The sequence below is a fragment of the Bradyrhizobium nanningense genome (genome assembly GCF_004114535.1).
GTDB classification, from domain to species: domain Bacteria; phylum Pseudomonadota; class Alphaproteobacteria; order Rhizobiales; family Xanthobacteraceae; genus Bradyrhizobium; species Bradyrhizobium nanningense.
The window spans coordinates 17,578-30,463 of record NZ_LBJC01000006.1; the positions used below are offsets into that span (position 1 = coordinate 17,578).

Consider the following 12,886-nt stretch of genomic DNA (forward strand, 5'->3'; position numbering starts at 1 on the left):
CAGGGCATGAAATCCTTTCGTAACATCCGCGTCATCCCGGTCGTCCTGGTTGCCGTCGCGGGCCTCGCCACGCTGAAGGTGGCGGGCCTCGTGATCAATGGCGGCTATGTCTTCGACTACAAGCCGAGCCAGACCAAGAAATCCTGGGGGCAAGAGAATCTGAATTTCCCGACCGGCCGCGAGGAACCGGAGATCATCACCGGCTCGACCCACGGCGAGCCGAAGGAGGCGCCCAAGCCCGCCGCCCCCGAGACCAAGCCGGAAGGCACCGTGGTCAAGGTCGACGAAGCCCAGCCGCAGGTCTCGGCCTCCGAGCGCGCGATCCTCGAACGGTTGCAGGCGCGTCGCCAGGAGATCGAGGCCCGCCAGCGCGAGATCGACATCCGCGAAAGCCTGCTCAAATCGGCCGAGAAGCGCATCGAAGGCAAGGTCGAGGAAATGAAGGCGGTGGAAACCCGCATCTCCGCGACGCAGTCCGAGCAGAAGGCCGCCGAAGCCCAGCGGATGAAGGGCCTCGTGACCATGTACGAGGGCATGAAGCCCAAGGACGCCGCACGGGTGTTCGACCGGCTGGAGATGGGCGTCCTGATCGAGATCGCCTCGGCCATCGCACCGCGGAAGATGTCGGACATCCTCGGACTGATGTCGTCGGAGGCCGCCGAGAAGCTGACGGTCGAGATGGCCCGCCGCGCCAATGGCGGCGGCGACCAGTCGGCTTCGGCCGCGGACCTGCCCAAGATCGACGGCAAGCCGACGCAAAAGCCGAATTGAGGACGCGAGGCGAACAGTGCTATCGCGACCGGACGCGTTGTGGCGTCGACGTTCGACTGGAGCCCAGCGAGAGGCCTTGCGTGCCTAATTCGCGAAGACCTGTTGCACCCTGCGAACAGGCGGGCGCAACTGCTTCTCCACCCGAGGAAGAGTATCTACCTGCTGCTTGATCGGCGGCGCCTCTGTGACGCGAGTCACGAGCTGCAGGGTGCTATGGCAACACGAGCACTCAAATGTTTTCAGGGCATATCCGCTGGCGATCGGAACGATCGCTACGACCGCTCTTGCCCTGCTACACACAATGCAACCGGCTTCTCCGTTCATTGATTACCCCCAAAAGCTAACCAATGCGATTCGCATCGCCGAGGTCACATCTGATTCAGAGTCGCGCGCGAACCGCAACGTCCCGAAGGTTGTGAGAGGACGCGCCCGGCAACTCGGATCGAACTCCCGCGGCGGATGCAGTCGAACCAGGCGGCACCCTCTGAGACTGCGATGAGTTGACGCGCGCAGGTGTGAAGTGGCGTACAGTTGCGCTCAAGCCGCGGTCCTACGCTTCGGCCGTTCGCAATCGGCAGCGCAGGAGGAGGTCATGAACTACTCGTCCGCAGCGGAGCGCGTCATTGAGGCCGTCAACCGGCTGCTCATAGCGGCGATGACATCAGCGTGGACATCCGCCCTAAGCCATCAGCATGCAGCGCCGCCGGAAGTTGACGACGGCAACGATGATGGATCTTCCCTCGACGAGCAGAACTCCTCGGCGCCGGAAGGCGCCGACAAGCAACACTGAAGACGCAATCGACTTGAGCGTCATACGATCAGATCGTGCAACACATGGCCGTGAACTGTTCCTGCCTCGTGAGGTGGGTCAACATCGGATGGCGACGTTTCAGGCATGAACGCCAGCTCGGCTCCATGGAATCCCTCAGCCTGCTCGTGCTGACCGACGAAGTCCGACAGACGTTCCAACACTGCGCTGTGCAGTGAGCCCGGCGAAGCGTCATCTATAAACTGAAACGAGCCGCCGAGCTGCTGCGGATCGGCAGGTTTGGATCCAGACGCTCCCTGGGACGGGTTGTGCTGCTCCGCCTCGCTTGACGGCAAATGGTTGGCGCCGCCGGTCGCTGACTTCAGGAGGCTTGGGTTCAGGAGGCTTGGGTTGAGCGTCGTGTCTGCCGTTTCATCGCCGGTATGACCATGGGCATGAGCCGCCTTGGCGGCGCTTCCCGGTGGCAAGGTGCCGTCATCAGTATCGCTCCCCGGCGCAAACCTGCCCCCGGCGTGGTGTTCGGCAGCGTCATGGGCAAAATTCAGCATGGCGATCGGAATGTCGGGAACCTGGCCGCTCGCGGCAATCGTGCCGCTTTTGCCAGCCGTTGTGGCTGCGTCGAACCCGGTCAGGTTGTTGAAGACAAAGCTGGTCTCCGTGTGTGTGACCATGTGCTGCACGAGCACCGCCAGCGCGGCGGCAGGGGGAGGTGCCGCGTCGCTGCGGGGCGTTTCGATCGCGAGCGTTTGCACCTCGTCTGAACTGGGGAAGCTGGAATAGTCGCTCGCTGCGATCGGGTCCCAGCTCGGATCGAGGCTGGAGGCCGGGTCGGTTGATTGAATAGTCGAACTCCCCGCAGCGAGAAGCGTGCCGTCGCCGCTGCCGACATCGGACGAGACTTCGGAAGTGGTCGTCGTCACGGCGGTCGCGTCACCCTGCGCGGTTGCGGTGAGGTCGAGCAGATCGCCGGCTACCGCCATCACCGGTGCGGCTGCCGGCGCCGTGATGAAGTCCGACGCGTCGATGGTTGCAACCCCCTGCAAATGAATTTCGAGCAGACCGGAATCGCCGACATGCAGGGTCTGATCCGTCGGATTGACGTACACGATCGTTTGATTCGCCGCGCTGTCATAGAGCCAGGCGATCGTATGTGCCGGCACGGCCGTACTGCTTGAGCTCAAGGCCAATATGACAAACCCAAGCGCGCCAAAAGCAGTCAGGTCGATCTTGTCAGCCCCCGAGGCGAAGTCGGTGATGGTGTCGTACTGGTTTGCGTTGGAATCGGCCACGAACAAATAAGCGAAGCGGTCGTTGCCATTGCTGCCGGTGAGTTGATCCGCACCAAAACCACCGGTTATGACGTCATTGCCGTTGTTGCCGTTGATTGTATCGCTGCCCGAGCCGCCATAGATCACGTCATCCCCATCGTTGCCCTTGATGGTGTCATCGCCTGAGCCGCCATAGAGAACGTCGGCTTTGCCCGTGCCGTTGACGGTATCGCTGCCCGCTCCCGCGTAGATGATCTGACCTGTGTCGCCGCCGCCGGCGATGGTTTCGTTCCCCGGCGTTCCATACACGTTCGGAGGATCGGAGATCACTGCAGATCCGGTGGCCAGGTTATCAAAATCGTTGGGGTCTGCGTCGCTGGCGCCATGAATGGCGACGGTCACCGTCTGCGTCGTACCGTCGATGGCAGTTACCGTGAACGTGTCGGTCAACGTGTCGCCGACGTCGAGCGCCTGAACCACGCTGTTGTTGTTATCAAGGGTGTAAGTCCAAACGCCGGCTGCGGTCATCGTGAACGTGCCGTATCCGCCGTCGCTTGCTGTCGAAGAGACTGCGGTGAACGTGTTCGGCACGTTGTCGACGTCCGTATCGGTGAGCGTGCCCGTCGCGATGGGAGCGCCAGGTGAGAAAGTTCCTGCCTCGGTCACCGAGCCGGTCGTGGTGCCAGAAATGAGGGCCGCGTCGTTGCTGCCCTGAATGGTGATCGTCACCACCTGCGGCGTGCCGTCGAGGGTTGTGACAGTGAAACTGTCGGTGAGCGTACCGCCGACATTGAGCGCCTGCACCGCGCCGCTCGCGTTGTCGAGCGTGTAGGTCCACACGCCGGCGGCGGTTAACGTAAAAGTGCCATACCCATTCGTGCTTGCCCTCGGCGAACTCACCGCGGTGAAGGTATTAGGCGCATTGTCGACGTCGGCGGCAGAGAGCGTGCCCGTTGCGCTCGGGCTGCCGGGTGTCGCATTGGCGATGCCGCCCGCCTCAGTCACCGAGCCGGCCGTGGTGCCTGAAACGATGGCAGCATCGTTGGTGCCATGGATGGTGACCGTCACGACTTGGGCAGTTCCATCCAGAGTGGTCACTGTGAACGTATCGGTTAGTGTCTCGCCGGTGTTGAGCGCCTGCACTGCAGCGTTGACATTGTCGAGCTCATAGGTCCACACGCCGGCTGCCGTCATGGTGAAGGTGCCGTAGCCGGCGGCGCTCACCGTTGGCGCGGCGACTGCCGTGAAAGCATTTGCGGTCGTGTCGACGTCCGTGTCGGTGAGGATGCCGGTCGCGGTGGGCGTGCCGGGGTTTGCATTGGCGAGGCCGCCAGCCTCGACCACTGCGCCGGTCGTCGCGCCGGAGATGATCGCGGCGTCACTGGCTCCGTGGATCGTGATCGTCACCACTTGGGCGGTGCCTCCGATCGTGGCCACCGTAAAGCTGTCGGTGAGCGTGTCGCCGGCATTGAGCCGCTGCACGGCGGGATTGGCGTTGTCCAAAGTGTAGGTCCACACGCCGGACGCTGTCATCGTGAAGGTGCCGTAGCCACCGGTGCTGGTGGTTGGCGAACTCACTGCCGTGAACGTGTTGGGCGGATCGTCGACGTCGGTATCAGAAAGGGTGCCGGTCGTAATCGGCGTGCCGGGCGCTCCATTGTCTATGCCGCCAGCCTCGATGGTCGAGCCGGTCGTGTCGCCAGAGATGATTGCAGCGTCGTTGACACCGTTGATGACGATTGTGAACGTCTTGCTCGCGGAGTTGAGGCCGTCGGAAACCGTGATGACGAAATCGTCGGTCGAGGGCGCCTTCAGTGCGTTGATCGCGACGCTGTTAGGCACGAACGTGTAGGCGCCGCTCGTACTGTTGACGTAGAGCGTCCCGTACGGACTTGGCTTCGACAGATCGTATGTCACTCCGCCGAGGATCGTCTCGCCGGCGGCCGCCCCTATGACACCAAAGGTCAGCTTGGCGCCGCTGCTGGTGCTGCTGGCGGCGAAAACTCCGCTCGTCGGAGCGAATGTATCAAACACCACCGTATCGAGCTCGGTTGGCCCCGCTCCGGCGCTGAGCGTCGGCGGCACAGGGTCGAAAACGGGAATAACGAATGGTGACACTGGGGCCAGCAGGTTCTGCGGCGTGGGCGCATCGGACGGAATGAAATTGATTGGCTGCAGCGACAGGGATTTGACAAAGGGTGGTGTGCTCGATCCGTGTGGACCTTGCCCGTCGGTGAGATTGGCGAGCACGTCCTGCTGAGCGGCGCGCAACTCGTCCATGCGAGCGGACGTGTTCGTGACCTGGTTGACGCTGATGGTTGATCCCACCTTCTTGATGACGATCGTCTCGCCGGGATCTTCGACGATGATGTGCCGCGGGATCCGCTCCTTGGTCACGAGCTCGAATGCACCGTGCGCAAGGTCCTTGTAGGTGATGGAATCGTCATCCAGGAATGTGATATCCGGATCCGCCGCCTCGGCGTCTTGCGCGGCCGAGAAAGTCAATGCTGCAAGCGTCAGCATCCCGAAACCGCCCGCGTGCCCCCGGGCGCGAATGCCTGCAATGGGCGTATTCAGCTGGAGCGCCCCGGCTTGTGCCAGCCGGCCTGGTGCGAAACTGAAGCTTCCTCGGGTCACGTCGAACAGGGCTGCAAGTGGCGTGCCTTCGGCGTCGAAGACGAACTCGCTCAGCTCAACGCGAGTGCCGCAGCCGAGATTGAAGAAAGTACCGTCGATGAAGCGAATTATGATCTGTCCGTCGGCATCGGTTTCCAGCACGTCGCCCCGGTAGATAGGCGCACCAGCCACCGCCTGTGTGGCGATGCCGCTCGCTCCTGTAAGCGTACAGCGACCGATTACTGTCGGAATATGGCCGATGAGTTCGACGGGCAGGGCCATGACGGCCCCGTTATCAACCTGGATGCCGGATGCAACTAGCATGGCTCGACCTCGCCTTGTGTAATCGGCGTGCTGCCATGCTCGGGTCCTCGCCAAGGCAAAAAGGTCTTGGCGCCGGCAGCCCGAAGGCTCGCCCGCTGAAATAATCAAGTCTGATCGAGAGAGATGCATGGCGCGGGGGCAACGATGGGCACCGCCATTCCCCGCCGTGCCCCCTCCCACCAATGTGATTAAATTGACAAACCGGACGTATTTAATCTGTGGCGTTTGCGAAGCGCCGGATATAAATTAAGTCGATTAATAAAAATAAACAACAACTATATTTATTGTAGTTGCGCTGCGCGGGTCAGAAAATGGGCCGCTTATAGCGGCCGGTTCTTCTCAGAAAGGGGGAGGGCATGTGCAGACCTACGAAAGGCGCGCTGGCCGCCGGCCTCGTTGTGGCGCTTGCCTGTTTCTTGCCGGGTGCAGCTCAAGCGCAAATCGATTCCGCCAAGCCCGCCGTCGCTACCTCGTCATCGAAACCGATTGGGAAGGTGGTGGTGGCCACCGGCTCGGTCACGATCGAACATGCGGGCGCAGTGATCGTTCAGGCAAATGTCTCGGGTGACCCCGTCCGGGCCAATACGGGTGATCCCGTATATCTTGGTGATGTGGTGCAGACCGGGGCCGACGGCCGGGTCGGCATCAACTTCACCGACGGCAGCTCGTTCAATCTATCGAGCAACGCCCGCATGGCATTGGATCATTATGTGTATGAGCCGGCCGGCAAGTCCAATGCGAGCCTATTCAATCTCGCCAGGGGAACGTTCACCTTTGTTGCAGGCAGCGTCGCAAAGACAGGCGACATGAAGGTCGATACCCCCGTCGCCACGCTCGGGATCCGGGGCACGACGCCGCATATCGAGATTGCGGATGATGGGTCGGTCAGATTCTCGACCTTGATCGAAGAGGGCCAGAGCAAGCTCCTGAAGAAGCCGCCGACATCCGCGGCGCCGGAGCCCGATCGAAGCAGCAATCGAAGGCTCAACATCTGTCGAGGATGCTGAGAAACTCGCTTGGTTCGAAGCCGCCGGGTGCTTGCAGCGCCGGCCAGGGAGAGATGAGCAGTGGGGCTTCGTTCACTGTCGGACTCGACACGTGGTGTGAAAATGACCGCAAGAGGCAATTTCATCCAGGCCGTGATGCTCACTCTTATGCTTGTGCTGTCCAGTTCGTCGGGCTGGGCGCAGAAGCAGAAGGGCAGCTCCCTCAAGACGGTTGAACTGTGTAACGGCTCAGACCACGTCTCACCCGAAGCTCGGATCGATGGCTGCACGGCGTTCATCGAAGCGGGCGAGGGAGCGCTGAACGGCTTCGTTGTCGCCTACAACAACAGGGGGAATGCCTATAGCGCTAAAGCCGACTACGAACGCGCGATCAAGGATTTCCTCGAAGCGACCAGGCTTGACCCGAACTATGCGAAAGCCTTCAACAACCTCGGCGTGGCCTATCTGAGAACGGGCGCGCACGATCTAGCGATCGGCGCTTTTGAGGAGGCGCTCAAGCTCAACCCGAATTATGGCGCTGCCTATGCCAACCGCGCGGCAGCCTACCTGAAGGCGAACGCGTACGATCGTGCCGCGCAGGACTATGACGAGGCAATTCGCCTTGATCCGAAGCTGGAGGCGGCGCGGAGCGGCCGCTGTTGGACCCGAGCCGTCCTTGGCGCTTTGCAGGCTGCGCTGGGAGACTGCGATATTGTGCTTCGATCGGAAACAAACAACGCGGCAGCATACGACTCGCGAGCTCTTATAAATCTGAAAATGGGGCAATTCTCCGCGGCTATAGATGACTACAACTCAGCGCTGCGGTTCGCCCCCAAGCTTGCTAGCGCGCTGTACGGCCGAGGGCTTGCCCGCTTCAAGCTCGGCGACACGGATGGTGGCCAAAGCGATATGTCGGCGGCTAAGAGGATCGACGCTCGAATCGACGAAGCCTTTGTCCGCTATGGGATGCCGTGATGGGACTGGCCAATTCCCGGGCAGGACCGTTGTGCAAGCGTTAACAAGTCCTTAACCATCGGCGTCTCAAATTCAAATACGGCGGATCCGTCGACGCTCGATGCGGCACGGCGTGCTGCCTCAAGAGCAAATCAAGATATAGCATTAACAAGTCCTTAATTGGCGAGACCTACAGTCGACGGCAGGGGCCGGCATCAGGACCGGCGTCGACCGACGAAACGGAAGAAATGCCGCCAATGGCGCGAGAGGCTGCCGCTGGATTTGTGTCGCGAGCCCGCGCTTTCGTGCCGGGCCTGTCGCGTCATGTCCGAAACGCGGGCGCGCTGGCGGTCTGCCTGCTGATCGGCCTTGGTGCGCCTGCCCGGGCGGCCGATCCCGTCAGGGGCGAGGCAACTTTTTCGGCCGGCGGCGGCTTTGCCCGTCTCGTCATCAAGCTCGGCGAGGACGTTCCCTCCGAGGTGGCGACCGCGGGCTCCATCCTCATCATCCGCTTCGACCGGCCCGTCGACGTTCCCGTCGACCGCGTGCCGGAAGGCGCGCCCGACTACATCAACTCCGCGCGCCGCGATCCTGACGGCAACGCCATCCGCCTGTCGCTGGCGCGGCGCGTCACGGTCAACACCATGAACGCCGGCGAGCGCACCTTCATCGACCTCTTGCCCGAGGGTTGGAAGGGGCCGCCGCCGAGCCTGCCCCTGGACGTCGTCAAGGAGCTCGCCGAGCGTGCGCGCATCGCCGAGCGCGCTCTGCGCGCCCAGCGCGCCGCGGCCGAGACCAGGAAGCGTCCGCCGATCCGCGTGCGTGCCTCGGTGCAGCCGACCTTCGTCCGCTTCGTGTTCGAGATGCCTGACGGTGTCGGCGTGTCCTCCGTGCTGAACGAGCAGAAGCTCACGCTGGCTTTCAACGCCAACCTCAATTTCGATCTGGCGGACGCGGTCGTCGCGGCACCGCCGAACGTCGCCTCGATCAAGCAGAAGGCCGACATCGACCAGACCAATGTCGAGATCGCCCTGATCGGCGATTCCGACGTGCATTCGTTCCGCGACGAAAAGAACTACGTCGTCGACGTGTCCTTCCAGCCCGACCGGGGCAAGACCGCCGCGACGCCCGAGGCGGCGATCGCGCAGATGAAGCCTGCCGGTCACGGATCTCACCCTTCGCCCGACAAGCCCGCGGCCGAGAAGCCGAAGGACGCCCATCGCGAGATCGCGCCGCCGACGTCCGAGACGATCGCGCGCGAAGCCAAGATCGACGTCAAGCCCGACGTCAAGCCCGAGGCGAAGCCGGAAGCGCCCGCCGCGATGCCGGCCGCTGAAGCGCCGAAGCCGGCGCCGGCTCCCGCGGCTGAGGCGGCGCACGCTCCGGAAGCGCCCAAGGAGGCCGTGAAGGAAGCAGCGAAGCCGGCGTCCTCCGTTGCTGAAGCTGCGGCCGCGCCGCCTAAGCCCGCGCCTGCCGAAGAGACCGCGAAGGAGCCGGTCAAAGAAGCCGCCAAGGAAACGGTCAAACCTGCGCAGCAGCCCACGATCGCCGGCGTCGATGCGCGCCGCGACAGCGACGGCTTGCGCGTGACGTTCCCGATTCAGGTCGCAACGGCCGCGGCCGCGTTCCGCCGCGGCGACACTGTCTGGCTGGTGTTCGATACACCGAAGCCGATCGATGTCGAGGCGATCCGCACCAAGGGCGGCGCGATGATCGGCGAGGTCGGCCGCATTCCGCTCGACAAGGGGCAGGCGGTGCGCATCCGTCTCACCCGTCCGCTGGTCTACTCGCTGGCGAGCGAGGAGGTCGGCAAGGAGACCAACTGGCTGCTGACGCTGGCCGACAAGATCCAGTCGACGCCGCTGCCGCTGATGATGTCGCGCAACATCACCGACCCCGCGCTCGCCAACATCGCGATCCCCTTCGCCAATCCGGGCCAATTGCACAAGCTCACCGATCCCGACGCCGGCGACATGCTCTATGTCGTCACCGCGCAGCGGCCGGTGCGCGGCTTCATCAAGCGGCAGGACCTCGTCGATCTCTCGCTGCTGGAATCCGCGCACGGCATCGCGATCCGGCCGAACTCCGACGAGGTCGGCGTCGAGGTCGGCTCCGACAAGGTGATCCTCGGCAAGAAGGGCGGATTGACGCTGTCGCCGGTCGACATCTCGGCCGAGCGGGCGCCGACCGCGGTGCGCCCGGTCTTCAGCCCCGAAGGCTGGCGCAAGGGCCAGTCGGAAAACTTCATCGCGCGCCAGAGCGAGCTGATGACGGCGATCTCGGCCGTCGAGCCGGCGCTGCGCTCGCTGCCGCGGCTCGACCTCGCGCAGTTCTACATGTCGCGCGCGATGTATCACGAGGCTAAGGCCGTCACTGACGTCATGCTGACCGATCCTCTCAACAAGGAGGAGAGCGGCGCGCTGATCATGCATGCGATCGCCAATATCCTGATCGGCCGGCCGGCGCAGGGCCTGAAGGACCTCGCCAATCCCGTGATCGGCAACAGCCACGATTCCCAGCTCTGGAAGGCACTCGCCTTTGCGCGTCAGGGCAAATGGGCGGACGCGCGCGAGAAATTCAAGAACGTCGAATTCGCCATCGCCTCGCTGCCGCTCGACATCCAGCGCATCGTGACGATGGACGCGATGCGCGCGTCCCTCGAGGTGAAGGATTATGCCGGCGCCTCCAAGCGCCGTAGCGAGCTCGAGGTGGTCGGCGTCTCGCCCGAGGCGGCGCCCGGCTTCGCCGTGCTGCGCGGCCGGCTCGCCGAGGCGCTCGGCCACGACAAGGACGCGCTCGACGATTACAAGTTCGCAGTCGCCTCGGCCGACCGGCCTGCGGCGGCGGAGGCCAAGCAGCTCGAGGTCGCGCTGCGCCAGAAGCGCGACGAGATCGGCAAGGAAGACGCGCTGCGCGAGCTCGAGACCCTGTCCATGACCTGGCGCGGCGACTCGATCGAGGTCAAGACGCTCCAGATGCTGTCGCGGATGTATGCCGAGAGCGGGCGCTACCGCGACGCGCTCACCGCGGCACGCACCGCGACGCGGCTGCAGCCGAACGCGGAAGCCTCCCGGCAGGCGCAGGATCTCGCCTCCGAGCTGTTCACGCAGATCTTCGTAGGGCCGAAGGGCGACGAGCTGCCGCCGGTCGAAGCGCTCGGCATGTTCTACGAATTCCGAGAGCTGACGCCGATCGGCCGTCGCGGCGACGAGCTGATCCGCCGGCTCGCCGACCGTCTCGCTTCGATCGATCTGCTCGACCAGGCCGCCGAGCTCTTGCAATACCAGGTCGACCATCGTCTCGAAGGCGCCGCGCGTGCCCAGGTCGCCGCGCGCCTTGCCATGATCTATCTCGCCAACCGCAAGCCTGACATGGCGATCACCGCGTTGCGCGCGAGCCGCATCAGCGATCTCTCCGGCGAGCTCAGGCAGCAGCGCCTGCTGTTGGAAGCGCGCGCGCAGAGCGACGTCGGTCGTCACGATCTCGCGCTCGACATTGTCTCCAACGTCTCCGGGCGCGAAGTGCTTCGCCTGCGCTCCGACATCTTCTGGGCGGCACGGCGCTGGCGCGAGGCCGCCGAGCAGATCGAGCTCTATTACGGCGAGCGCTTCCGCGATTTCAAGCCGCTCAACGCGGTGGAGAAGAGCGACATCATCCGCGCCGCCGTCGGCTATGCGCTCGCCGACGACTCGATCGGCCTGTCGCGCTTCCGCGAGAAATACGCGCCACTGATGAGCGAAAGCGCCGACCGTCTCGCCTTCGACATCGCCAGCAAGCCGGCCGCGGCCTCCAGCGCCGAATTCGCCGAGATCGCCAAGCTCGCCGCCAGCGTCGACACGCTCGACGGCTTCCTGCGCGAGATGAAGCAGCGTTTCCCCGACGCCACCGCCCGCGCACCAGCCGCCCCCCACGCCAAGGACGAAGCCGAGCACACCGGCTCATTGCCGATGATTCCCGTGGTGCGGCAGATCAAGATGACGCGATAGGGCCAATCAGTCGCGCCATCCGGTGGGAGAGTTGCGGGAATCTGCCACCTCACTCTCCGTCATTGCGAGCGGAGCGAAGCAATCCAGGATCTTTCCAGGATCTTTCCGCGGCGGCAGCCTGGATTGCTTCGTCGCAAGAGCTCCTCGCAATGACGTGGAGGGGGCCGGACGCTATCGCTGGGAGCGGAGAGGATGCGGGGCTGACGGTGTCTCCGAGTCCGCCGTCACCCCCCGTAACTCTGCACCAGGCTGCCCGCCACCAGCGACCAGCCGTCGACCAGCACGAAGAAGATCAGCTTGAACGGCAGCGAGATCGTCGCCGGCGGCAGCATCATCATGCCCATCGACATCAGCACCGAGGCGACGACGAGGTCGATGATCAGGAAGGGCAGGAACAACAGGAAGCCGATCTCGAAGGCGCGCTTCAGCTCGGAGATCATGAAGGCGGGGACGAGGATGCGAAGTGCGAGGTCGTCGGGGGTGGCCGGCGCCGGCTCGCCCGAGAGATCCAGGAACAGCCTGAGGTCCTTCTCGCGCACGTTCTTCTGCATGAAGCCGCGCAGGGGGACGGAGGCGCGCTGCAGCGCATCCTCGACGCCGATCTGGTTGGCGACGAGCGGGCGGATGCCGTCGTCGTAGGATTTCTGCAGGACCGGTCCCATCACGAAGAAGGTGAGGAACATGGCCAGCGCGATGATCACCGAGTTCGGCGGCGCGGTCGCCGTGCCCATCGCGGTGCGCAGCAGCGACAGCACGACCACGATGCGCGTGAACGACGTCATCATGATCAGGATCGACGGCGCGATCGAGAGCACCGTGAGCAGCGCGATCAGCTGGATCGCGCGCTCGGTGACGCCGCCGCCAGCGCCGCCGCCGAGATTGATGCTGATGTCCTGCGCATGCGCAAGGCCTGCGAGCGAGGCCGCGACTAACAGGACAGAAAGGAAAAGAACTCTACGCGGGAGGGACGGCAGCCTCACGAAGACGGCTTCGGACGGCCGAGCAGCGAGGCCATCTCGTCTTCGAGATTTTCAAAGCTGGTCTTTTCCGCGGCCGGCTTCGGCGGCGGAGCCGGTGGCGCCGCCGGCTCGCTGCGTACCGCCCGCGCGGGAGCGGACGGCGGCTCCGGCGCGACGGGAGGCGCGACCGTTTCGCCGGCGGGGCGGCGGAGCGCAGCCTCTAACCGCTGTGCCATTTCGGCGAGGTTCTGCT

At 64.0% G+C, this 12,886-nt stretch carries 7 protein-coding genes and 1 pseudogene; 5 read left to right on the top strand and 3 right to left on the bottom strand.

The window, feature by feature from the left end; all coding sequences use genetic code 11:
• Positions 1-6: 6 nt before the first annotated feature.
• Together XH84_RS03930 and XH84_RS03940 are read left to right on the top strand one after the other, a co-directional pair.
• A complete protein-coding gene (locus XH84_RS03930) occupies positions 7-771 on the top strand; it encodes a MotE family protein (protein WP_128917946.1) in 765 nt (254 codons plus the stop codon).
• Positions 772-1,363: 592 nt separating this feature from the next.
• Complete coding sequence (locus XH84_RS03940; protein WP_128917947.1) at positions 1,364-1,561, top strand: hypothetical protein; 198 nt, start codon at positions 1,364-1,366, stop codon at positions 1,559-1,561.
• 20 nt (positions 1,562-1,581) lie between these two features.
• Here XH84_RS03940 and XH84_RS03945 read toward each other — a convergent pair whose 3' ends face one another.
• On the bottom strand, positions 1,582-5,706 hold the full coding sequence (locus XH84_RS03945) for a VCBS domain-containing protein (RefSeq protein ID WP_245471592.1): 4,125 nt from the start codon (positions 5,704-5,706) through the stop codon (positions 1,582-1,584).
• Positions 5,707-6,248: 542 nt separating this feature from the next.
• Here XH84_RS03945 and XH84_RS03950 point away from each other — a divergent pair.
• The 3 genes from XH84_RS03950 (at position 6,249) to XH84_RS03960 (ending at position 11,674) form a co-directional block, all read left to right on the top strand.
• On the top strand, positions 6,249-6,755 hold the full coding sequence (locus tag XH84_RS03950) for a FecR family protein (protein WP_245471593.1): 507 nt from the start codon (positions 6,249-6,251) through the stop codon (positions 6,753-6,755).
• Positions 6,756-6,857: 102 nt separating this feature from the next.
• On the top strand, positions 6,858-7,709 hold the full coding sequence (locus XH84_RS03955; RefSeq protein ID WP_245471594.1) for a tetratricopeptide repeat protein: 852 nt from the start codon (positions 6,858-6,860) through the stop codon (positions 7,707-7,709).
• Positions 7,710-7,945: 236 nt separating this feature from the next.
• Positions 7,946-11,674 carry a tetratricopeptide repeat protein gene (locus XH84_RS03960; RefSeq protein WP_164936063.1) on the top strand — a complete coding sequence of 1,243 codons (3,729 nt, stop codon included), beginning with the start codon at positions 7,946-7,948 and terminating at the stop codon, positions 11,672-11,674.
• A gap of 224 nt (positions 11,675-11,898) precedes the next feature.
• On the opposite strand, the gene fliP is transcribed toward XH84_RS03960, so the two are convergent.
• Positions 11,899-12,654, bottom strand: coding sequence for a flagellar type III secretion system pore protein FliP (fliP, locus tag XH84_RS03965; RefSeq protein WP_128917951.1), 756 nt, complete (start codon positions 12,652-12,654; stop codon positions 11,899-11,901).
• A pseudogene (locus XH84_RS03970) lies at positions 12,651-12,886 on the bottom strand (flagellar biosynthetic protein FliO); the annotation flags it as partial. The pseudogene XH84_RS03970 and the gene fliP, both read right to left, overlap by 4 nt.